The 22,884-nt window shown below is 52.2% G+C and carries 22 protein-coding genes; 8 read left to right on the top strand and 14 right to left on the bottom strand.

Annotated elements, in window-relative coordinates; genetic code table 11:
* Nucleotides 1-537: 537 nt before the first annotated feature.
* Nucleotides 538-1,614 carry a dTDP-glucose 4,6-dehydratase gene (rfbB, locus tag GTU79_RS30950; RefSeq protein WP_203524172.1) on the top strand — a complete coding sequence of 359 codons (1,077 nt, stop codon included), beginning with the start codon at nucleotides 538-540 and terminating at the stop codon, nucleotides 1,612-1,614.
* Nucleotides 1,611-2,549, top strand: coding sequence for a rhamnosyltransferase (locus GTU79_RS29180; RefSeq protein WP_203524173.1), 939 nt, complete (start codon nucleotides 1,611-1,613; stop codon nucleotides 2,547-2,549). Before rfbB ends, GTU79_RS29180 begins: the two co-directional genes overlap by 4 nt.
* A 93-nt stretch (nucleotides 2,550-2,642) precedes the next feature.
* Here GTU79_RS29180 and GTU79_RS29185 read toward each other — a convergent pair whose 3' ends face one another.
* The 9 genes from GTU79_RS29185 to GTU79_RS29225 all read right to left on the bottom strand — a co-directional run bounded on the left by GTU79_RS29185 (nucleotide 2,643) and on the right by GTU79_RS29225 (nucleotide 10,628).
* Complete coding sequence (locus GTU79_RS29185; protein WP_203524174.1) at nucleotides 2,643-3,959, bottom strand: glycosyltransferase family 4 protein; 1,317 nt, start codon at nucleotides 3,957-3,959, stop codon at nucleotides 2,643-2,645.
* Between the two features lie 10 nt (nucleotides 3,960-3,969).
* Nucleotides 3,970-4,839: a dTDP-4-dehydrorhamnose reductase family protein gene (locus tag GTU79_RS29190; RefSeq protein ID WP_203524175.1), complete on the bottom strand. Its 870-nt coding sequence runs from the start codon at nucleotides 4,837-4,839 to the stop codon at nucleotides 3,970-3,972.
* Nucleotides 4,840-4,841: 2 nt separating this feature from the next.
* Nucleotides 4,842-5,396 carry a dTDP-4-dehydrorhamnose 3,5-epimerase gene (rfbC, locus tag GTU79_RS29195; RefSeq protein ID WP_132924202.1) on the bottom strand — a complete coding sequence of 185 codons (555 nt, stop codon included), beginning with the start codon at nucleotides 5,394-5,396 and terminating at the stop codon, nucleotides 4,842-4,844.
* Nucleotides 5,393-6,274 carry a glucose-1-phosphate thymidylyltransferase RfbA gene (rfbA, locus tag GTU79_RS29200; RefSeq protein ID WP_132924201.1) on the bottom strand — a complete coding sequence of 294 codons (882 nt, stop codon included), beginning with the start codon at nucleotides 6,272-6,274 and terminating at the stop codon, nucleotides 5,393-5,395. The genes rfbC and rfbA overlap by 4 nt, the downstream gene beginning before the upstream one ends.
* Nucleotides 6,275-6,908: 634 nt before the next feature.
* Nucleotides 6,909-7,115, bottom strand: coding sequence for a GntR family transcriptional regulator (locus GTU79_RS29205; protein WP_214513597.1), 207 nt, complete (start codon nucleotides 7,113-7,115; stop codon nucleotides 6,909-6,911).
* A 133-nt stretch (nucleotides 7,116-7,248) separates the two neighbouring features.
* A complete protein-coding gene (locus GTU79_RS31765; protein WP_214513598.1) occupies nucleotides 7,249-7,356 on the bottom strand; it encodes a GntR family transcriptional regulator in 108 nt (35 codons plus the stop codon).
* Between the two features lie 585 nt (nucleotides 7,357-7,941).
* The gene (locus GTU79_RS29215) at nucleotides 7,942-8,910 is read right to left on the bottom strand and encodes a homocysteine S-methyltransferase family protein (RefSeq protein WP_203524177.1); all 969 of its coding nucleotides are present in this window, start codon (nucleotides 8,908-8,910) and stop codon (nucleotides 7,942-7,944) included.
* Between the two features lie 15 nt (nucleotides 8,911-8,925).
* Nucleotides 8,926-9,804 (bottom strand): amino acid ABC transporter permease, encoded by an 879-nt coding sequence (locus GTU79_RS29220; RefSeq protein ID WP_203524178.1) that lies wholly within the window; start codon nucleotides 9,802-9,804, stop codon nucleotides 8,926-8,928.
* The gene (locus GTU79_RS29225; RefSeq protein ID WP_132924197.1) at nucleotides 9,804-10,628 is read right to left on the bottom strand and encodes a transporter substrate-binding domain-containing protein; all 825 of its coding nucleotides are present in this window, start codon (nucleotides 10,626-10,628) and stop codon (nucleotides 9,804-9,806) included. The genes GTU79_RS29220 and GTU79_RS29225 overlap by 1 nt, the downstream gene beginning before the upstream one ends.
* 303 nt (nucleotides 10,629-10,931) lie before the next feature.
* On the opposite strand from GTU79_RS29225, the gene GTU79_RS29230 reads away from it, so the two are divergent.
* Nucleotides 10,932-11,495, top strand: coding sequence for a helix-turn-helix domain-containing protein (locus GTU79_RS29230; RefSeq protein ID WP_214513599.1), 564 nt, complete (start codon nucleotides 10,932-10,934; stop codon nucleotides 11,493-11,495).
* Between the two features lie 82 nt (nucleotides 11,496-11,577).
* Here GTU79_RS29230 and GTU79_RS29235 read toward each other — a convergent pair whose 3' ends face one another.
* On the bottom strand, nucleotides 11,578-12,207 hold the full coding sequence (locus GTU79_RS29235) for an RES domain-containing protein (protein WP_338091451.1): 630 nt from the start codon (nucleotides 12,205-12,207) through the stop codon (nucleotides 11,578-11,580).
* Between the two features lie 332 nt (nucleotides 12,208-12,539).
* Here GTU79_RS29235 and GTU79_RS29240 point away from each other — a divergent pair, with 332 nt between their 5' ends.
* Nucleotides 12,540-13,583 (top strand): uroporphyrinogen decarboxylase family protein, encoded by a 1,044-nt coding sequence (locus tag GTU79_RS29240; protein WP_203524181.1) that lies wholly within the window; start codon nucleotides 12,540-12,542, stop codon nucleotides 13,581-13,583.
* Here GTU79_RS29240 and GTU79_RS29245 read toward each other — a convergent pair whose 3' ends face one another.
* Together GTU79_RS29245 and GTU79_RS29250 are read right to left on the bottom strand one after the other, a co-directional pair.
* Nucleotides 13,584-14,024: a DUF2000 domain-containing protein gene (locus tag GTU79_RS29245; RefSeq protein ID WP_253073455.1), complete on the bottom strand. Its 441-nt coding sequence runs from the start codon at nucleotides 14,022-14,024 to the stop codon at nucleotides 13,584-13,586. It lies immediately after the preceding gene.
* 46 nt (nucleotides 14,025-14,070) lie between these two features.
* Nucleotides 14,071-14,910, bottom strand: coding sequence for an AraC family transcriptional regulator (locus tag GTU79_RS29250; protein WP_203524183.1), 840 nt, complete (start codon nucleotides 14,908-14,910; stop codon nucleotides 14,071-14,073).
* 691 nt (nucleotides 14,911-15,601) lie between these two features.
* On the opposite strand from GTU79_RS29250, the gene GTU79_RS29255 reads away from it, so the two are divergent.
* Entirely contained in the window at nucleotides 15,602-16,672 is a 1,071-nt protein-coding gene (locus tag GTU79_RS29255) for a type III polyketide synthase (protein WP_203524184.1), read from the top strand.
* A gap of 62 nt (nucleotides 16,673-16,734) precedes the next feature.
* Here the strand turns inward: GTU79_RS29255 and GTU79_RS29260 are convergent, their stop codons facing one another.
* Nucleotides 16,735-17,193 (bottom strand): GNAT family N-acetyltransferase, encoded by a 459-nt coding sequence (locus tag GTU79_RS29260; RefSeq protein WP_203524185.1) that lies wholly within the window; start codon nucleotides 17,191-17,193, stop codon nucleotides 16,735-16,737.
* Between the two features lie 235 nt (nucleotides 17,194-17,428).
* On the opposite strand from GTU79_RS29260, the gene GTU79_RS29265 reads away from it, so the two are divergent.
* From GTU79_RS29265 to GTU79_RS29275, 3 genes are all read left to right on the top strand, one after another.
* On the top strand, nucleotides 17,429-18,820 hold the full coding sequence (locus GTU79_RS29265; protein ID WP_203524186.1) for a purine-cytosine permease family protein: 1,392 nt from the start codon (nucleotides 17,429-17,431) through the stop codon (nucleotides 18,818-18,820).
* Nucleotides 18,821-18,992: 172 nt separating this feature from the next.
* Nucleotides 18,993-21,065, top strand: coding sequence for a CocE/NonD family hydrolase (locus GTU79_RS29270; RefSeq protein ID WP_203524187.1), 2,073 nt, complete (start codon nucleotides 18,993-18,995; stop codon nucleotides 21,063-21,065).
* Complete coding sequence (locus GTU79_RS29275) at nucleotides 21,062-21,820, top strand: nitrilase-related carbon-nitrogen hydrolase (protein WP_203524188.1); 759 nt, start codon at nucleotides 21,062-21,064, stop codon at nucleotides 21,818-21,820. The genes GTU79_RS29270 and GTU79_RS29275 overlap by 4 nt, the downstream gene beginning before the upstream one ends.
* Here the strand turns inward: GTU79_RS29275 and GTU79_RS29280 are convergent, their stop codons facing one another.
* The gene (locus GTU79_RS29280; RefSeq protein WP_203524189.1) at nucleotides 21,821-22,738 is read right to left on the bottom strand and encodes a GlxA family transcriptional regulator; all 918 of its coding nucleotides are present in this window, start codon (nucleotides 22,736-22,738) and stop codon (nucleotides 21,821-21,823) included.
* Nucleotides 22,739-22,884: the final 146 nt, after the last annotated feature.

A 22,884-nucleotide genomic window follows, 5' to 3' on the forward strand; every position in this document is an offset into this window, starting at 1 on the left:
GACGAGTTCGACCGTGAGCTGGGCTTATCTCCCTTATTTACCAAGCAGCCGAGCTTTGCCAATGCCTTAACGCAAAGTCTTGGCGGCGGAAATACCATGATATTTAATCAGTCGGCCCGGGAGCTTCTGCTTGAGGCCGGGCGAGTGACCGTTATTTCCCATGATTGGTGGACCTATATGGTTGTCACCGGCTGCGGCGGCTGCGCTATTTATGATGAATATCCATCGGTGCGTTACCGTCAGCATTCGAATAATTTAGTGGGTACCAATACAGGCTGGCGCAATAACATGACGCGGATTCGCCGGCTATGGCGGGGTGAATTCAGAAAATGGATTGATTGTAATGTATTAGCCTTACAGCATATCAGCAAACATTTGAATCGGGAAAATGCCCGACTATTACACCAATTTATGGTGGCCCGCGGCATTTGGCTATTGCCGAGGCTGGTGGTCCTCAAGCAGACAGGTATTTACCGGCAAACGTGGCTTGGAAATCTGGGTTTGATATTTGCCGCTATTTTTAAAAGGTTTGAAGATATGAGCATAATGGTAACCGGCGGCGCCGGGTTTATCGGCAGTAATTTTGTACTGGATTGGTTAGCGTTATCGAATGAGGCGGTGATTAACCTGGATAAGCTGACCTATGCTGGAAATAGGGGAAATCTGGCGGCGCTGATTCACGATCCCCGCCATACCTTGGTTCAAGGGGATATCGGTGACCCATTGCTATTGGCCAGCCTGCTGGAAAAATTCCGGCCGCGCTGCGTAATCCATTTCGCGGCGGAAAGCCATGTTGATCGATCTATTTTACATCCCGGCGATTTTATTCAAACCAATGTGGTAGGCACTTTTCATTTGCTGGAGGCGGTGCGGAAATACTGGATGTCCGGCGGTGACGCCTTGAAAGCCGGCTTTCGCTTTTTACATGTCTCAACGGATGAAGTCTATGGCTCCCTGGACAACGTAGCGCCGGCTTTTCGCGAAACGGACAGATACGAGCCCAACAGCCCCTATTCCGCCAGCAAGGCCGCAAGCGATCATCTGGTGCGCAGCTATTTCCATACCTACGACCTGCCGGTGATAACCACCCACTGTTCCAACAATTATGGTCCGTACCAATTCCCGGAAAAATTGATTCCGCTGATTATCCATAACGCATTAACGGGCAAAACCCTGCCCCTGTATGGCGACGGCCGGCAGGTAAGGGACTGGTTATATGTGAAGGATCACTGCGCCGCCCTTCGCTGCGTACTGGCGGCCGGCGAAGTGGGGCAAACCTATAATATCGGCGGTTGGAATGAAAAAACCAATATCGAGGTCGTGCAGACTTTGTGCCTGATCCTGGATCGGTTATGCCCTCCGGCCAGGGGGAAATCCTATGCCGGGCAAATCGCCCATATACAGGATAGACCGGGGCACGATCGCCGGTATGCGCTGGATGCCTCCAAGCTTGAAAACCGATTGGGCTGGAAACCGGTGGAAACCTTCGAGACGGGAATGGATAAAACGGTGCGCTGGTATCTGGAGCACCGGTCCTGGGTGGAGAATGTCACCAGCGGTAGCTATCTGCGCTGGGTTGAAAAACAGTATCAGGGAAAAGAGGCTTTGCCATGACCGCGGCATCGTACCGTATTTGTGCGGTTATCGTCACCTATGAGCCTGATTTACTGCTATTTGCCGACGTAATAGCCGCCATAAGCGGGCAGGTGCAGGAAGTCATCATCGTCGATAACGGGTCTGCGGCATGTTGCCGCGCCGCGCTGGGTGAAATCGTCCGGGTTTCAGCGCATCGGCATCTTCTCCTGCATGAGGATAACCAAGGCATCGCCGCCGGCCAAAATCGCGGTATTACCCTGTCCCGAGCGTGGGGATGTACCCATACGCTGCTGCTAGATCAAGACAGCATCCCCGCCGCCGATATGGTTCGGCAATTATTGATGGTGGAGTCCGGTCTGCTGGCGCGCGGCATCAAGGTGGGAGCCGTTGGCGCCACGGCGGTCGACCGGCGGACTTCCACCCGGGCCGGGTTCGTATGCAAACGGGGGATGTTGATTCACCGCTGCACTCCCCCTCCGCGGGAAGAGCATATCGAGACCGATTTTCTCATTTCATCCGGAACCCTGATCCGCACCGCCGTTTTCAAAGATACCGGCCTGTTGAACGACGGCTATTTTATCGATCATGTCGATACGGAATGGTGCTTTCGGGCGACCCATAAGGGCTATCGTCTTTTTGGTTCGAAGAAAGCGCTGTTAAGCCATAGCCTCGGCGATGCCGTCATTAAAATATGGTTTGCCCGCTGGCGCGAGGTCCCGCAGCATAACCCGCTGAGAAATTATTATACGTTCAGAAATACCATCAGGATGATTTACCATACCCCCATGAGCGTCTCCTGGCGTCTCGCCCATTGCTACCGCCTGGCGATGTTCTTTACCTTTTGCCTCATCGCCGGCAAGCCGAGGTTATTGCGCCTGAAAATGATGCTCCTCGGTTTGGCCCACGGCGTTAAAGGCGTGCAGGGCATCTTTACCCCTGACAGAAGAACATGATCCGCACGGCAGGGCCGCTTGCTGACAAAGCGCCCGGCCCGGACAGGCCGGGCCTTTATGTCAACATCCCCCGGCACCGATCCGTTCAACCGGTCAGGATACCGGCTCCTCCCTCGGGGTCATTACCGCTGAATCCAGATTTTCCATTACGTACCGGTAGATGCCGTCCATTTGCTGCTCCCATGATAACGGCGCCATGGTGGCGAGTCCGCCGTCGGCCAGCCGCTGTCGCAGCGAACGGTCATGATAAAGCGCGCTGAACGCCTCCAGCATCGCCTGTGGTACGGGATCCGCCAGGCAGGCATTTATCCCGTGCCGGCAGTGCCACTCTACATGCGGGCCGTTGTTGCAAATGACCGGCACCCCTGAAGCCATTAACTCAACGGGCAAATAGGAAAGATTGGTCCCGGAAAAGGCCATGCCGATATCACAGGTACGGTAAAGATCGCCGGTCTCCTTAAGCGTCAAATTGCCCATCAGCGTCGCCGGAAAGGGGGGTCGGGCCTGTAAATCCAGCCCCGCGATCACAATTTCAACGTCAGGAAACCGTTCAGCGATTTTTTTCAGCGCGGCCATTCCCAAATCAAAGCAGCGACGCTCCGTAGAGGGCCGGCCGTAAAAAAACAGCCGCGACACCTTCTCGCGTACACGGTAGTCCTTCACGCGCGGAGGGTGGAAAATTTGGCGATCCGCGGCAAAAAGAAAGTTCCGCGCCCGGCCGCCATGGGATTCATAGCACTGTTTCAGCCAACCGCCGCCGGTAATACCGATAAAACCAAAACCGTAGGTGGCGTTTGCCTGCATGGATGTCGTGCCGTAAGCGTAAAAAAGGCTCTCGTAATCCTGCATAAAATAAAATTTTTTATTGGTAAACTCGAAGGCCCTTACGTCATAGGCGGACTGCCAGGTGGTGGCGATGGCGGCGGCGCAGGAAGGCAATAAAGCCGGATCGATCATAACCTCTAACTGGCAATCCGGCAGCGCCGACATAAGCTCCTCTTGCAAATGTTTTACCGAGTGATGCCGGCGATTATCATGGATAAAAATAATATTCCGAGTGTCAAACCTGGCGAAATGATTGGCAAAACGAAATAAGGTATAATGACCTCCGCCCCAAACATTCGTCCAATCCGGCACAAACCAGATGAATGCCGGCCGCGGGTCTTTATTGGCAACCGGAACCACGGTACCGCCGTATTCAGTCCAGGGTTTATAATCAAGCACCGTGCCATAAGTCATTTCCGGATCCAGGTTTGTCATACCGGGCCAGACGCAGTGATGGCCGGCATTGACCTTTTGGTGTAATAACACAAAAAAACGGGGAAACTGCTTGAATAAGGCGAAAATAACGGCGTTACCCCAGCCAAATTCCTTGGCGTATTGCATAAAAAGTTTGATTTTATCATTCATGATTATGTTATTAGCCTTGGAAAGTAGCAATATATCTTGCGAGATCATCTTTCCAGTAACCGGGATTAATCGACTCGTCCAATGTGGATAAATAAAGGGATTTAATACCTTCAGAAAAAGGCCGAGGGGCCGACAGTGGGAACATGGAAGACTGAACGGGAACAATATCCCCCCGATAGTTCAAAAGATCGCCAATGGCGCGCGCGATATCGAAGCGGCTGATGGTTCCATTGCTGGCGAAATGAAAGGTGCCGGTTTGGCGCTGATTAATTGCCCACAGGATAAATTCGCTTAACTGAACGGCGTAGGTAATACTCCCCAACCGGTCGCTCACCGCTTTCAACTCCGCCGCTCCATTTTTTATTTGCTGAACGATCTTGCCGACAAATTTATGATCTTTACCCGGCCCGCCGCCTATCATCCAGCCGGCACGAAGAATCAGGTGCCGCTCGGGGCAATTGGCTTTCACCGCTTCTTCGCCGTTTAACTTTGAGCGGCCGTAATAATTTGTGGGAATGGGAATATCCAGTTCGTTATAGCTGATTTTACCTTCCGCGCCGAAAACGTTTGAAGAAGAAATATACAGTAACCATGCGCCGCAGGCTTCAGCCGCCTTGGCAATTTGTTCCGTTGCCAGATGATTGCATATACCGGCCCGTGCCGGTTCTCTTTCACATAAATCCACATCGGTTTCAGCGGCAAAATGCAAAATAACATTCGGCCTCGCTTCCCTGATAAAGGAAAAAATACACTTGGGATTCGACAGATCAAAGCGGTGGCGGTCAGCAACCACTATTTCGCAATGGGTATCACTCAACGCATTGGCAACATAGACACCGAGCATGCCGGTGCCGCCGGTAATGAATATTTTATCAGACATTGTTAAAAAACCTCCGCACCGGCCAAGGAATCCCCGGCCTGATCTTTAAAAGAGATGATGGGGTCAATATCAGTGTGAGCCATATCCTGCCATTTGATATCAATATCCGGATCGTCAAAGCGTATACAGCGATCGTATTGCGGATACCAATAATCGGTCACCATATATTGTAATTTTGCACTATCGGATATCACCAGGAAACCATGGGCGAAACCCTCCGGTATCCAGAGCTGATGAAAATTTTCGTCAGATAATAGCGCCCCTGCCCACTGGCCGAAGGTAGGCGAATTTTTTCGTAGATCAACGGCAACATCGAACACGGTCCCTTTAACCACCCGTACTAATTTCCCCTGCGGTTTACTCACCTGATAATGCAAACCACGTATCACGTTTCTTTTAGAAAATGATTCGTTACTCTGAACGAAATGTATTTCGCGATTGACCGCCTGTTGAAAGGCTTTAAGCTGAAAGCTTTCATAGAAATAACCTCGTTCATCTTTAAAGACTTGAGGTTCAAAAAGTAATACATCAGGAATGGGTAGCTTTGAGGGTTTCATTGGGTATTCTCTTTGAGCAAAAAATGCAGATATTGCCCGTAGCCGTTTTTCATCAATGGCCGGGCCAGCTTCGCGAGTTGTTGATCGTCGATCCATTGTTGTTTATAAGCAATTTCTTCCGGGCATGATACTTTCAGACCCTGCCGGCTTTCCAAAGTGGCAATGAATTGACTGGCATCCAATAAGGATTTATGGGTACCGGCATCCAGCCAGGTATATCCTCGCCCCATGACCTGTACCCTAAGGGCATTTTTTTCTAGATAAAGCCGGTTTAAATCGGTTATCTCAAGTTCGCCCCGTGAAGAGAGTTTCAATGTCCTGGTCAATTCACACACATCTTTATCGTAAAAATAAAGCCCTGTGACGGCGCTGTTTGACTTGGGATCGGCGGGCTTTTCCTCAAGGCTGATAACCCTACCATCCGCGCTCAGCTTCGCGACGCCATAACGCTCAGGATCCTGGACATGATAAACAAAGATGCTGGCGCCGCTCTCACAATAGGTCGCATTTTTCAATAAATGAGGCAGGTCATTGCCATGAAAGATATTATCCCCAAGAATAAGAGCACAGGGATCGCCATTGAGAAATTCCTCTCCCAGGATAAACGCCTGCGCCACCCCATTGGGGGTCGGCTGTACCTGATAACGCAGCCTTATGCCCCATTGTTCTCCGCTGCCCAGCAATTGTTTGAAACGCGGCGTATCCAGCTCTGTGGAAATGATGAGAATATCTTTAATACCCGCAAGCATAAGTGTGCTTAACGGGTAATATATCATCGGCTTATCAAATACGGGCAGCAGTTGCTTTGAAATGGCCAATGTTGCGGGATGCAAACGGGTACCCGCTCCGCCAGCGAGAATGATGCCTTTCCGTTTCATGTGTATTTTCCTTTGAACTCCCGTATAGGATCTCGGCAAGAGGAAGAATGACAACTTGCGCGACCCAAAGCATATTGGCAAAAATCAATGGCAGGGCAGATTGGCGTATAATGTAATGATAATCATGCAACCAATTAGACATATTAATTTTATAGATAGCGATTAATAACCAATGCCTAATGGCTGATAACGACCAAAGTCGCTTCAATATAGCCTAAAGGGATAATTTTAATACCCACCCTCGGGAAACATATCTTTGCATAATTAAACGTAAAGGCGGCCCCACGCCCTTCTTGCCTAAGGGTTTGTAGTAAGTAGGATTTCAGCGGTATGATCCCACTGCAAGGCAATAATAGGATTAAAACAAATACATATTAGCTCCCGGTCACTAGCGCCGTTGGATTAATCTATTAACCACGACACTACGTCAGGTGCTCCCTGAACGGCCGAATTTTTATATTATTAGAATTATGATCAACCAGACTTAATACGGCTATTTATTCATCTTTACGGCTGGCAATCTGTCTTTGAATCCGCGAATAATATGCAATCTGGTTTTTCGCTATAAAGAACCGGATTTTTCTCCTCGATAGCTGAAATTATTTCGTCATGCTCATCGCACAAAATATCGAGGTCAGGCACTCCCTGTCCTTCGTGAAATAAAAAGCTGCGGACCAAAATCGAGTGCTGTATACATATCGTTTATCAAGCTATTTCCCGCCGCGTTGACGATGACTTTATGAAACTCAGCATTCATGGAAATAAGATCGCTGTAATTATCATAAACCCCGTCATGACCATGGGTACGAATATCATGATTCAAGCGTTTTAATTCACCCAATTCATCTCGCGTTATTTTTCGATTACCGCATCCCCGATAGAGGACTCAATGAGCACGCGAGCCTCATGCCACTGATAAATATCATTATTACAGGGCTTTGCGGCCACTCTGAAGCCTTTATTATGCTCTAATATCAAAATTTTTCAGCGGTCAGCCTTACCAAGGCCTCCCTGATAGGAATGCCGCTTATACCGAATTTTACGCTTAGGGCGCTGACGATAAGATGCTCTCCCGGTTGCAATTGATTGTATATGATCTCCTTTTGAGAATATCATAAACTTCATCACTGACGCTTTTATTTTTAAGCATAACCTGTTCTCTTTATTTATTATCATATAGGGTGGCACGGATGGTATATAATATATCATTAAAAAATGTTAAAAAATTAAATATTATTTACATTAGATAATTTTCAAATTGGAGACTGAAAGCCGCTTTAAGCGGTGATTATAACGATAACCATATCATTAAAAAGCATTTATTTCTATTGCCGGCCAGAATTGAGTAATTTTCCGAATATTAATTAAGCCCGTGAAAACCATCATCCAATGTAATTAGTTTTTCTACAGGGATAATTATTATTTATACGAGGAGAATTTGGTCATCGTTATCCGACCCCAATGATATTAGCGCCTGTTCATTGGTCAAATTATTCAGCAGGCAGGGCATAAGCGACACCCAGGTCTATCCTTTCTATGGAACCCAGGCTATGCGTTGATGAGACCCGCTATTCCAGCGTTAACCGCCGATGCCGGTTATGTATGCAGCGGCAGGCGGCCGGGCCGAAGGGACAGCGGCTCAGCCTCCTCCCCTCCTGCCGTGACGGTCAGAACGTCAACCGCGCCTTGCGGATGGCGGCAATATGTTCCGGCCCGATACCGCAACAACCGCCCACTATGGTCGCGCCCTGATTAACCCAGCGGCGGACCCATTTCAGATAGTTTTCCGGATCGAGATCGGGCCGTATGCCGGAAATACCCGCATAAGGCTCATCGCTCGGCGGTTCGGGCAAAAAGGCATTGGCATAAACGCCCAGCCCTGCAGCCGGTGTCGGTGAAGCATCTATCACCCGTCGTGCGGCAATGATCGCCTCGCTCATGACCTCCGGCTGGCTGCAGTTAAACAAAACGGCATCGGCTCCCGCCGCAAGCGAAGCCGCCACCGCTTCTCCTACGCCTTCACCCGAGCGGAGCTCCGGCGGGCCGATACGCCCCGCTTCATCCTTCAGGGTATAAGAGACATAAACAGGCAATGAATTGGTTTGCCGGATAAAAGCCAGGTCGGTTAACGCTTCGGCGGTGGAGCTTTGTGTCTCAATCAGCCAAAAGTCAATATGCGGCGCCAGCCCCTGCACCAGCGGGGCAAGAATCTCGGGAGCGCGGGCGGCGATAAATTTATCCGGCCGATAGCTTTCAAACAGCGGCGGCAAGGACCCCGCCACACGGACCGGGGATGCCGAACGTCGGTCAGCGGCTCCGTCCGCCACGGCGCGGGCCAGGCGTCCCGCCCGGTCGGCCAGCGTTTGGGCCTGGGCGTGAAACCGAGCCTCCCCCAGCATATGGGGCACCAGTCCGAAGGTATTGGTGGTAATAATATCCGCTCCGCTGTCGGCGAACGCCTGATAGGCGCGGCTGACATATTCCGGCGCTTCAATAAGCGCCAGCGCCGACCATTCGGGAAGACGGAACGGCGCCCCCAGTCTTTCCAGCAATCGTCCCATGCCGCCATCAAGAATAGTGACGGCCCGCTTCGGGGCATGGCTTTGATTTGTGGGATTTGTGGCGCTAGCGTTCATCAGATACCGTTCCTCTCAACGTTGCGAATGCTGTTGTTCATAACCCTGCCCGAAATGGCGCTCCAGCCGCTGCTGAAAAAGCTCCAGGACAATCGACATCAGCCAGTAGACGGCCGCCGCGGTGGCCAGCATTTCCATATAATGATAGGTACTTCGGCCATAGGATTGGGCCAGGAAATTGAGTTCCCACAATCCCATCAGCGACACCAGCGACGAATCTTTAAGCATCGAAATAAAGAGCGACCCCACCGGCGGCAAAATGATGCGCAGCGCCTGCGGCGCCACCACATGGGTCAGAATCACGCCACGGGAGAGGCCGAGCGCCATTGCCGCCTCTTTTTGTCCGTTAGGCACCCCTATCACCCCGCTGCGAATGGTTTCCGCCAGATAGGCGCCGTAATTCAGCGACAGGGCAACTATCCCTGAACTGAACGCTCCCAGGACAATGCCCGCCTGGGGCAGCGCCAGATAGATTATCAATACCTGCACCAACAGCGGCGTGCCGCGGAATAACGAGACGTAAAAAGTAGCGCAGCCGAAAGCGATGGCGCTGGCGGATAACCGTCCGGCGGCGGCGATAATGCCCAGCAGGATGCAAAACAGCATGGAAATCAGGGTGATCACCAGGGTTAACGCCGCTCCCTGGATGAAACCGTCCGGCGAAAGGTGCAATCCGAGCATAAACGGCAATTTTTGCCGGATCAGGCCGGTATCAAGACCCATGCGGGAAAACAGGCAGAGCAGCAGCGTCAATAGCAGCAGCCAGGTAAGACCGGTACGCAACCGGAATCCAAGGCCGCCTTTGGCCGCCGACGCCGGGGGAGTTTGCCGTGAGGGTGCCGTCTCATCCTCGCCGTCGTTTTTGTTCGGCTGCAAAGAGAATGGCAAAGCCATTACAGCGATGCCCTGGTGATATCTTCGCCAAACCAGTGCTGCGAGATTTTTGCCAAGGTCCCGTCGGCGCGCAAGGCATTGATTGTATCGGCGACCTTTTTATTCCACTCTGCATCGCCTTTATCGGTGGCGACCCAGTTCGGTTCCGCATAGAGTTCGGCGGCAATACGGAAAGAACTGGTTTTGGCGATACGCGCCTTGGCCGTTGCCAAATCGGAGACCACCGCATCCAGGCGCGTGCCGGCGCCTAACGCCAGGTTCTGAAAGGCCACGGTTTCATCCGTGGGAATGATTTGGACATGATTAAACGGAAAATCAATAGGTTTGGCTCCCGGAATGACTAAGGTTTTATTCAGGTAATTCTCATAGCTGGAACCAATGCCGACCCCCACTTTTTTATTACTCAAATCCGCGGCGCTTTTAATGTTCTTTTCATCTTTGTTCACCACCAGTACCGCCGGGGAGCTGTAATAGGGCGCCGGAAAATCGAGGACTTTGGCCCGCTCGGAATTAGGCGTCATTGAACAGATGCAGACATCCCAGCGCCCGTTCCATTTGCCGCCGACGATGGTTTCCCATCCGGGCGCGGTCAGTTCCAGCGTAACACCCAGCTTTTGCGCCACCGCTTTCGCCACATCCACATCAAATCCGGCCAATTGGTTATTTTCATCAATAAAACCAAAGGGAGGGTAATCATTAACCAACACATCATGCAGCACTTTTGATTGATTTACCCGGTCAAGGGTTGAACCCGCGCTGGCGGGTTGCGCCCCAAAAAGGAAAATGGCGGCGGCCAGTGTCGATAGTCTTAGAAATGCGGACATTTTTACCCTGATCTTTCCATAAGAGAAGCCTATGACCACAACTTAGTAAACCAACCAGCGCTTTCAAAATACCAAAGCGGTATATCTTATATAAATCATCTTCAAAGGGGATTAAGCTGCAACGGATTTGCTAAGTTTACGATTTCATGTAAACTAATCTTGATAAATCGTAAAGTTTTGGGGTGCCCATGGGAATAGTCGCTAAAAACCACTAACCATCAAATTGGCCGTCAGTCCGTTAGCCTTGACCACTCCGAACTGGTCAGGGCGCGTCTAGCCAACCTTGCGGAACACTTTATCGATGTGCTCAGAAATAAAGACGCGGAAAATATCCATGCTTTATTAACACTGCCGGACGACCAATTCTGGTCCGAAATCAAAGGGCGCGCTAACCATATCGAAATTGTGGAAATGAGTACTCCCGAGAAAATAGAGCATCAAGAATATATTGATAATCGAAATGCTTTTCTTGCTCATCTGGGAAAATACGGCGGGGTCTATAAATCCAGCATGGTAGCTGAAATCCTGGGCATCTCCCGTCCTACCGTCAATAAATACGGCGAGCAAAGCAAGATCATCGTCCTGAACTGGGGAAGCGAAAATCTCTACCCGGTTTTTCAATTTTCCACTGATGAAAATAACGGCGAGAGAGGCCTGCTGAAAGGGTTGCCGGCGATATTAGCCAGCTTGCGAAACGTCAGCAACGTAAGAAAGTGTAATTTTTTCACCCGCGAAATTGATACGCTGGACAAAGCGCTGGATAAGCCCACGACTGCCCTGGAAACATTGCGCAAAGGCGCCACGGAAGAGGAAATACGCCAGTTGGTCAGGCTGGCGGGCATCTTCGGCAGCCCCGACGCGGCGTAGCGGCGAGCAATGGCCACTACCGATTTTATACAGATACAGTCCAAATACCGACGGGCGGAACTCGCCATAGTCCACAGCGGCATTATCCGGTAATGCGAATGTCCAGGTGGTCTCTCAGCATATCCCTGGCGCTGACGCCTTCATGCTGAAAGTCGGACAGCCGCTTGACGGATTTAGTGGTGATGAGGCCTGCCCCTGACGAGTCCTCGCACCAGAATACCGTGCAGCATTGTCCGGTCATGCATGACAGGTATTCCAATCCATCCACGTGCTTTGACAGTATTGCCGCCAGCATTTGTGTATTACGGTAATTGCCCCCCATCAGTTCCCCCAGCGGAACATGCAGCAAGGGGGCCAGCGCCGTTAAATCGATAATCGACAGATCCCGTACCGCCGTGACGATTGCCATGCAATTTTTAGTAAAATCTTCCAGATCGATAAAACGTTCTCCTTTGTACATTTCAGCGCAGGCCGTGACCGGCACGGCCGTGACATAAAATGTGCCCTTGCTTCGATCGGGAATAGCGTAACGGGACTCTCTTTTAGGATCTTTATTAAAAAAAACGCCGTTCCCGTCGTAAAAATTATCCTGTAAACGAAAATAGTCAGTTGAAGCGGGGTATGGCTTGACAATTTTACTTCCGGCAACCTTTATTTTTTGAATTATTTGATCCATTCTATATTCAATGTTACTCCATACCTTTAGCAGCATAAAATATTTACTTTAATGTGATTAGATAGAAACATTTATGCTTCCTTATGGTTTATAGGGCTGACTCCCTAATAGAAAATAATACTCAATTGATAAGATACGGAGCAAGCCTTCGGCAGGAATATTTAGGTAATGTTTATTTGTAAACGATTTTAATTATTATTTACCCATGTTTAAGAGCATATCGATTATCTAAAATCCAGCTAACAATATAACAATTTTTATCAAGGGAATATTCTTGCAGATTTTTCCCGTTAAACGAAGTATAAATTATCTTTTGATAATAACCATATTTTTTGTATGGATATAAAAGGCCGATGTCGGGTAAAACAATGACTAGCGCAGAGCGTCTGAAGAGTATCTTGCAGGGTAAATCCGTTGATAGAACCCCTATTGCCGGTTGGCTGCATATGCCGTTGGTGGACAGGGTTATCCCGGAATTCGTCGGGGCGACCGTTCAGTTCACCGATGAGAATGAGTGGGATTTTGTCAAGGTCATGTCCAACGGACATTACATGGCCGAAGCCTATGGGGCCGATATCCTGTTTTCCACCGACCCAACGCAATGGTCGGGTACTTTCCGTTCATATCCGGTGAAAAGCCCTCGCGATCTCTTGACGTTACCGGTACTGGATAAAACCAATAGCGCACTGGCGCGGGAAATTTCGGTAACCGCTGCCCTGGTACAACATTATCAGGGAAAAGTACCCATTGTGGCGACACTGTTCACTCCCCTTACCTGGATTCAGGAAATGAGCAGCTCCACCGATCCACGCCTGACCAGGGAGTTTATGCAACGGCATAAAAAAGCATTGCACAGGGGCCTTGAAGCCCTGCTCTCAACTCAGTTGAATTTTCTTGACGGGTTGCTTGCGGCGGGTATCGACGGTATTTTTCTGGCCTCGCAATTTATCAGCGGCGAGGTCATCGGCCGGGAAGAATATCATGAATTCTGTCGCCCCTATGACCAGAGGATTCTGGACTATATCAAAGGCAGGACCTGGTTCAATATTCTGCATGTACACGGCAACAAGCGGTTGCTGTTTGATGAGTGCCTTGATTACGATGTGCAGGCATTTAATTGGGAAGACGCACCCTATGGCGTACCGGACACGCAGCGGAGCAGTATAAAAGCCATACGCGGCTTGACCGATAAAATCATCATAGGCGGTATCGATCAGCACCATGATTTTTCCCAGGAGGAGAATAACCGGGATGTCATTAGGGCGCGGCTCCAGCTGCAATATCAGCGCGCAATGCAAGAAGCAGGCGGAAATAAGTTTATCTTCGCCCCCGGCTGCGCGCTGCCGCAAGATATACCCCGAGACATTTTCAAGCTGCTAAAAGAGGTCGTGGGACAGTCCTCACGCCCATGATTAGCCGAAGAGTTTGAACTGCGCGGTCAGCTTACGTACGTTTTTTTTACCACCGATAATCGCCATCCCCAGCAGTTGCAGCTGTTCGGTTTTCTGCCCCAGCACCATTGCGGTAAAGTCATCATAGCGGGTGGTCTCCTGCCCCTCAACGGGAAAGATGACCTTATCCACATCCTGGGCCCGGCAGCTTTCCAGCAGTATTTTCAGCTGGTCGGCCGACGCGGCCAGCACCGGTATTCCGATGGGGATCAGTCCTGGATATTCGCAGCGATCGCCATCGATCAGGGGTTGTCCCACCAGAGCGGGATGGCGTTGTCCCACCGTCAAGGCGATGACCGCGGCGGCATTCACCGCTTTGCCGGCGGGTAAACCGTCATCAAGAATGATGACGCAGCGCTCAGGTTGAAGGGACGTCGTTTCGTTTATCGGAATCGAACTCATGATCATTCTCCTGCTGAATCGAATTCCGAGCATAGATCAGATGTTTTTACCGGTCTGGAACGATTGTGCAGATCCGCCGGTAGGCCGCGGGGGTAAGATAATAAGCGCGTTTAAACCAGCGCCCCAGATGGCTTTGATCGGCGAAACCCGTCTGGGCGGCCGCGTCCGCCGGCAAAAAACCCTTAGCCAATAATGACCGCGCTTTAACCAGCCTCAGCTGCACCAGATAGGCGTGGGGCGGCAGACCGTAACGATGCTGAAATTGACGGGTTAACCGGAACCTGTCCATACCTGCCAACGCGGCCAGTTCCGTTAAACCGATTTCTTCACTTATATTGTCATGCAGATAATCCCGCACCCGCTGAAGAGCCGGATTTTTATTATCCGCCGTGACCCTTTTCTTACGCCAGGGATAGCGGCGGGTTAAGGCTGAAATCAGATGCTGCATCCCATGATCTTTGACGATTTTGAAATCCTGGCGGTGCAGGGCATCGAAAGCCGATAGCGTGGCGGCGGCCAATAGATCATCCTGGAACAGGGTAGCCGGGAAGGAGAACTCCGCCCGATCCGGCGCGTTCTCGAAAATCTCCGGCAATTCGCGGCGCAGCAGTTCCGGCGGAATATACAGCATACGATAGGTGAACCCGTCGCGGTCCACCGCATCGCCATCGTGCACCTCCCCCGGCGCCAGGGTAAAAACCTTGCCGGGGGTGCTGCGGTATCTCACCCGGCCGGAATGGAACTGCTGCACCCCCGCTTCGGTGACGCCCACCAGATAGCTGTCGTGCCAGTGCGCGTCATAAGCGTGTCCCTCGAAATGCGCCCGGATGGTTTCTACCTGCGAATCCTTATCCTTTACGATATCCACCCATTGCGTCGTGGTCATGGAAGCTTGCCCGGCCCGTTGATAGAGAAAAAATCTATATTAGCAGACACAGTAAGCAAGGCAGTGCTGACAAGCCGTTTTTTTGTTCAAAAATGTAAAGCAACAAACTGACGTTATGCTAAAAATAAGCATAATGCTTGACAATGAAGCTTGGCATCGTTGCCCCCTTCGAGCCCATTAGAAATTAAGATAATATTTATTGCGGAAATTGTTTTTATTGATATTGTTTTAATAAAATTATATATTTTGTTTCTACTTTTGGCATGCGAATAAGTTTTACCTATAATAAGTGGTCATTAATCAGGCCTTCTGCTCATCTCAACGCAGCGCAATAAAAGACTGGATATGTGGCAAAAATAGGCAAATCTAACGATTACGGCTCTTTAACGGCAAAATAAAAGCCGTCCATTCTAATAAACAGCTTTCTCTAAAAGCAAAATACCTACTTGTCGAAACAGTTAATTTGATATTTATTTCCCCGTATAGTTACGTTAATGGCGTATTAAAAGCATATGTATGATTATTAACGTTTTGAATAACATAAGTTTTAAAATTTCAACTTTATTTTCATATGCCTTTAGATGACGGTTTGACAAATTGATACGGTACTATCACTCTAAATGAGCGTTAGTTATTATTATCAATATTTTATTGAATCAATTTATTATAAATATATTATGGAGCCATAAAAATGCCTACACTTCACAAGCCAGCGATATATCTGCCGGAGCATATTATCACCCTCGAGGAAACGCTTGATCTTGCGAAAAAGAATTTCAAAGACAATCCCAATTTGGAAAAATCCATCGAGCTGATAACCAATACAGGCGTGAAAAAAAGGCACATCATACAACCAATCGAGCTGGCGACATTGCATCCGGGTTTTGGCTATCGGAATGCCGTATTTGAATATCAATCCAAGCGACTGGTACCTAACGTGATAGAGGAAGCGTTGAGCCATGCCGATATCACCGCCAAGGATGTTTCCGCGATCATTTATGTGTCCTGTTCAGGTTTTCTAATGCCGTCGCTGACCGCCTGGCTGGTGAATAAAATGGGATTCCCTTTGCAGACGGTTCAAATCCCTATCGCGCAGCTCGGCTGCGCCGCCGGTGGTTCGGCCATTAATCGCGCCCATGATTTTATACTGGCGCATCCCGACAGCAATGTGCTTATTGTCAGCTGCGAATTCTGCTCACTAAGCTATCAGCCCACCGATGGTGATATCGGCAGCCTGCTGTCCGACGGATTATTTGGCGATGCGATAACGGCGGCAGTGGTGACCAGCCGCGCCGGCAACGGTCTGGAATTACAAAGAAACAGCAGTTATCTCATTCCGGATACCGATGAATGGATACGCTATGCGGTAAAAGATACCGGCTTTCATTTCCGGCTGGATAAACGGGTACCGGGCACCATGGCGCCTTTGGCCCCGGTCATGGCAGAACTGGCTTCGACGCATCATTGGCAGATTGACAGTCTCGATTATTATATTATCCATGCCGGCGGTCCGAGGATTTTAGACGATTTATGCAAATACCTCGGCGTGCAAAGGGAGAAATTCTCCTATAGCCGAGACACGCTGGTGAATTGCGGTAATATCGCCAGTTCAGTGGTATTTGAAGCCTATCGTCGCATGCACGAAGACAGCATTTTCAAATCCGACCAGAGGGGGATCATTGCCGGTTTTGGCCCGGGAATTATCGCGGAAATGAACCTTTCACAATGGCGATCCGCCGAAATTTCGCGGCTCACGGCGTAGAATATCTCTCAGGCCCATAGGGCGGACGTCCAGGCCGCCCGAATCGGCTGCCCAGTAGTCCTTTACCGCGCTGAAGACGGAACGTTCTCCATGCCGATATGCGGTATGCCGTCTTCTTCATACAGCTCGGTGACCGCACGAAATCCGAAACGACCATAAAATTTCTGTAAATGCGCCTGGGCGGAGAGATGAATCTTCCGGCCCGGCCACCGCGACGCACAGGCCGCCAGCGCCTGTTCCATCAGCCGATTACCCAAATTCATCCCGCGAGCCCGGGGCGAGACGATAACCCGGCCTATGGACAAGGTATCTTTACCGGTAAGGATCCGGGCATACGCAACCAGTTCACCCGCTATATAGCCCGCGACATGGCGGTTATCATCCAGAAGATCCTGGCCGTCGATATCCTGGTAGGGGCAGGTCTGCTCTACGATAAACACCGCATTACGCAACGCGAGAATGTCATATAGACGTTGTACCGTCAGCTCATGGTGATGCCAGTCGTACCACGTTTCATTCATTGAGCTTCCTTAGAAATCGGCTGAAAATTATCAATTCGCCACCTTTATATCCACCATTACTGTAAAATGCAAATAATAACCATCTTCACGATGATAATTATGTGTTAGATACCATTGGCATATATAACAGATTGATATTTGTCCCTCAATAAATAATGCCTCCAATTTCTACTCAACAATAGATGGGCCGATTTTTAATCTGTTAGATTATTATTTTCATTCAAAGAGAGTCATCATGAAAAGACAATTCGCAAGTGTTATCTCTCCGGTTGAATTAAAAACCATTCAACCCATCAGCAGTACGGAACGGCAAGGCAAGATCAGCGATTTATTCACTATCTGGTTTGGTTCCAATATCATGATGCTGACGGTGATCACCGGTTCGCTGGCGGTGTGTGTATTCAATTTATCTTTTTTCGCCGCGGCGGCGGCGGTGATTATAGGGAATCTGGCGGGGGCCGTTTTTATGGCCCTGCACTCAGCCCAAGGCTCACAGCTGGGCGTGCCGCAAATGATCCAGACCCGCGGTCAGTTCGGATCCTTCGGCGCCTTGCTGGTTGTGGTCTTAGTGGTGGTGATGTACCTGGGCTTTTTTGCCTCCAATCTGATATTGGGCGGCCAGGGGCTGCATGCCATCTGCCCCCCGCTCAGTATCAACGGCGGCATTGCCATCGTCGGCGTCTTGAGCGTTACCGCCACGGCTTTCGGCTATAAACTTATACACGCCTACACCCGAATCATGTCCTGGCTGTCCGGTACTGCCCTGTTACTGTGTTTTGGCTGGATTCTGCTGGTAACCGGTTTGCCGGAGGCGTTCTTTAGCTACCGTCCGCCGACGTTTGCCGGTTTTTTCGGCGCCCTGTCTATTGCCGCTCTGTGGCAGTTGGCCTATGCCCCCTATGTGTCCGACTACTCCCGTTACATGCCGGAAAACAGCCATCAGGGTAAAGTATTCTGGGCCAGCTATTGGGGCTGCTCCCTGGGGTCCATTCTTCCGATGATCCTGGGCGTGGTGATCGCCCTGTGCTGGAAAGACGATGATGTCGTTACCGGCCTGGTGACCCTCACCGGCGGAGCCAGCGCCCTGATAGTGGCGATTTTCTCCGTGGGCATCGCCGCCACCAACGCGATGAATCTGTATTGCGGAACGCTGTGCGCGTTAACCGTCGGCCAGACACTGGCGCCGGCATGGTCTCCCCGCTCCGGCGCGCGCATTATCCTGGCCCTGGGGATGTTTACCTTGTCACTGCTGCTGGCGGTGGCGGGCCAGGGAAATTTTCTGGTGAATTACATCCATTTCATTCTGTTGTTGCTGTATGTGTTGATCCCATGGACCGCCATCAACCTGGTGGATTATTACCTCATCGCCCACGGCAGCTACCATGTCCCCTCTTTTTTTCGGCAAGACGGCGGTATCTACGGCTATTTCAATTACAGGGCCATAGCTTGCTACCTGCTGGGCATCCTGGTGCAAATCCCCTTTATCGCCACCGATGTCTACACCGGCTGCATCGCCCGCGCCATGGGAGGCGCGGATATCTCATGGATCGTCGGTCTGATGGTTGTCTGTCCGGTTTATTACCTGATGAGCCGGGGAATACGGGCGTCAGCCCACAGTCCGGCCTGATTCGCCCGACCGTTTTTTAACCTATTCAGGCGAAAATCGATGTCGGTCCGCTGCCTGATGTCGTATTTGACGCCAAATCGGTCGCAATGTTGATGGCCCCGGAACGGCGCTATGCAAAGATGATGCAGCGGGCATTTTTCACTGTTAGAACACCTATTATGCGGATACCTTGATGCAGATACTTGAAACAGTCTGGATTACCTTGCAGGACGGCTGCAAGCTCGCGGCGCGGATCTGGCTGCCGGACGGTCCCCGGCCGGTGCCGGCGATACTGGAATACCTGCCCTATCGCCGGCGGGACAGGCATCGCGGCGATGATGCCATTCTCCATCCCGGCCTGGCGGAAAGCGGTTATGCGGCCGTGCGGGTGGATATGCGCGGCGCGGGGGATTCCGACGGCCTGATGAACGACGAATACACTCCCCGTGAGTGGGCCGACGCGTGCGAAGTCATCGCCTGGATTGCCCAGCAGCCCTGGTGTTCGGGGGCGGTGGGCATGATTGGCATCTCCTGGAGCGGATTCAACTCTCTGCAAATCGCCGCGTTGCGTCCCCCGGCCTTGAAAGCCATCGTCACCGCCTGCTCTACCGACGATCGTTATGCCGACGATATGCATTACATGGGCGGGGTGCTGCTTAACGATAATCTGCAATATGGCTCCACGCTGTTTACCTGGACGCCGACCCCGCCGGATCCGGACATCGTCGGCGACAAGTGGAAATCAATGTGGCTCCAACGGCTGAACGCCATGGAGCTGCCCCCGGCGAGCCGCTGGATGGCGCATCCCACCCGTGATGATTACTGGCGCAGCGGCTCGGTATGCGAAGACTACTCCCGTATCGAGGTGCCGGTGCTGGCGGTGGGCGGCTGGGCCGACGGTTATACCAATACCGTGCTGCGTCTGCTGGAAAACCTGCCGGGACCGCGCAAAGGGCTTATCGGTCCTTGGGGCCATGCCTTTCCTCATGTCGCCACGCCGGGCCCGCGCATTGATTTCATCCGCTACGTGACGCGCTGGTTTGATCACTGGCTGAAGAATGAGCCCACCGGCATTATGGATGAGCCGATGCTGACCTACTGGCTGCAGGAGGCGGAACCGCCGCGGGTCAGTTATACCGAACGCCGCGGTCGCTGGGCCGCCGAACAGCATTGGCCCGCACCGGCCATTGCGCCCCAGCGGTGGGCGCTGTCTCCGGACGGACGGCTGGAGACGTCTTGGCTGGATGACGGCGCCGAGGATGGCGGCGACGCGATTGTCCGCCGGGGAGAGCCCCGCCACGAGGGATTGGTTCCCTTTACCCAGTCCATTTGTTCCCCTGCCGCCACCGGCATCGTTTCCGGGGAATGGTGTCCTTATGGCAACGGGCCGGATATGCCGGGGGATCAGCGGGAGGATGATGCCGGCTCCGCCTGTTTTGACAGCCCGGTATTCACGGCGCCGTTGCAAATTACCGGCCGTCCGGTGATAAGACTCGGCCTGTCGGCCGACAGCAGCCAGGGAATGATTGCCGTGCGGCTGAACGCCGTGGCGCCGGACGGCACCTCGCTGCGTATCACTTATGGCCTGCTCAATCTCACCCAGCGTAACGGCCATGATCGGCGCGAACCGCTGACGGCGGGGGAGCGCTATGATGTGGCGTTAACGCTTAATGCCGCGGCGTTTATTCTGCCCGCCGGCTATCGTCTGCGGGTGGCGGTATCCACCGCTTACTGGCCGCTGGCGGCGCCGCTGCCGGTCCGCACGACCTTGACATTGCATAGCGGCACCCTTGAACTGCCGGTTCGCGACAGCGGGATTGCCTCAACGCCGCCCCCTTGTCTCGGCAGGCCGCCGGTTCCCCCCGCCCTGCCTTCCCGTATCATCGTGCCGCCGCAACGGGGACGGCTGCGCCTGATCCGGGATATGAACGACGGCGATACCACCCTGGAGGTTGTGCGCAATCTGGGAGCGATATACCTGGAAGAAACCGGGCTGCGGCTGGACGCCCTGGGCCGTGAAACCTATAAAATCAACGCCCTGGCCCCCTGCGCCGCCAGCTCCAGGGCGGTGCGCAGCGCCGGTTTTCACCGCGGCGAGTGGCACGCCAGGCTGGAGATCAGCAGCCTGCTGACCGCCGATGACGGCGGATGGCGCCTGGTATCCAGCCTGGAAGCCTTTGACGGCGACAGCCGTATCTTTCATCGCCGCTGGGACGATTATTATCCCTTTTTCAGCGACATCGCTCCCAAGGGAGACGCAATATGAATATCGGCATTGCCCAAATAACGGGCACTCCCGCAGGGGAAAGTGAAATAGTGGATTGGGTTCGCGAATCCATGGACGCATTGCCGGACGCCGACATGATTATGCTGCCGGAGTTGGCGTTGTGCGGTTATGACGATCCCCACCGGGTCCGCAGTTTGGCGCTGGAAAGAGAGGGGCCGGTGCTGGGGAAGCTGGCGCAATTGGCCGCGGAGAAAGAGCAGGCGCTGGTATTCGGCTACGCGGAACGCGACCCCGCCGGACTGTATAACTCTTTACAGGTGATTGACGGCCAGGGCCGGGTGCGGGCCGATTACCGCAAAATCCATCTCTGGTCCGGTTATGAAACGGCGCTGTTCCAGACCGGTGAAAGCTTTGCCAGCTTTGCCCTGGGGGGACTGCGCTTCGGCCTGCTGATTTGCTATGACCTTGATTTCCCCGAGTCGGTCCGGGCATTGGCCCTTAAGGGAATGGATTGCCTGTTGTGCCTTAGCGCCACCACTCCCGGTTATGATGTGGTGCCACGCCATGTGGTGCCGGCCCGCGCCTATGAAAACGGCTGTTTTGTCGCGTTCGCCAACCGCGGCGACAGCGGCTGCATCGGGCAAAGCCGGATTGTGGGACCCGACGGCGGTATCATCGCGTCGCTGCCGGGCAGCGGAGCGGCGCTGCTCATGGGAGAAATCAGCCTGACGGCCCTTGAGCAGTGGCGCCTGGGCCATGCCTACCTGGCGGAGCGCCGCACGGATCTGTATTGATTATGAGAGATTTTTCTTCTGTCTGACGCGGCGCATGGCCGATGGCAAAACACCGAAGGTGCGGCGAAACCAGCCGGCGAAGTGCGATGTGGAGCCAAACCCTGCCGATACCGCGATTTCGATAATCGACTGGTCGGAATAAATCAGCATCTCCCGCGCCTGCTCAAGGCGCAGCTCCAGATAAAAGCGCTGCGGCGTTTTATCGAAATAGTGTGCGAACAGCCGCTCAAGCTGGCGCTTACCGACGCCGGCCCGCTTGGCAACCTCCGGCAACGAGATGGGATCTTCTATATGCGCCTGCATGACGGCGATTGCGGCGCCAAGAGGAGCGGGCATCGCTGCGCCGGCGGGACGCCCGCCCCGCTGATCGTCTTCAGCGCTGCGAATCCGTTCATGATGAAACTGATTGGCGATGGAGGCGGCATGTTCATCGCCGTAGCGTTCGGCAATGAGATTAAGCATCATATCCATGGCCGCCGTCCCGCCGGAGCAGGTGAGTCTTCCGCGATCGATTTCAAAAATTTTATGGGTACATTGGATATCCGGATAGACTTCCTTAAACGCCGAACGGCTTTCCCAATGGATGGTGCAGCGATACCCTTTAAGCAGCCCGCATTTGGCCAGCAAAAAGGTTCCGGTGGAAAGCGAACCGATAATGATCCCGGCACGGGCGGCCTGCCGCATGGCCTTTTGGTAGCCGCGTTCATACTTGGGCGCCACCACCCGCTCGCCGCCGCAGATAAAAAGATAATGAGAGCCGGGCATGACGTCATCGATGGATCGGGTGGGGAAAGGAATGCCGTTGGCGGCCACCACCGGCTCCCCATTCAAGCTGGCCAAATGCCAATTGAAGGCCTGTTTTTCATACAGCCGATTATAGGAACGCAACGGCTCAATGGCCGAGGCCAGACTCATCATGGAAAAGTCATGGCCAAGTAAAAAAGTGAACACGAGGGGTTCGACAAGGGGCATAGGTTCAAATCACTTCAATCTATAATATCACCGGTAAACAATACCCTATAGCCGTTATCTTTCAAGCCGCAGCGTGAAAGCTATTGGGCATT

The sequence above is a fragment of the Sodalis ligni genome, from assembly GCF_016865525.2.
In the GTDB taxonomy this organism is placed as follows: Bacteria; Pseudomonadota; Gammaproteobacteria; order Enterobacterales; family Enterobacteriaceae; genus Acerihabitans; species Acerihabitans ligni.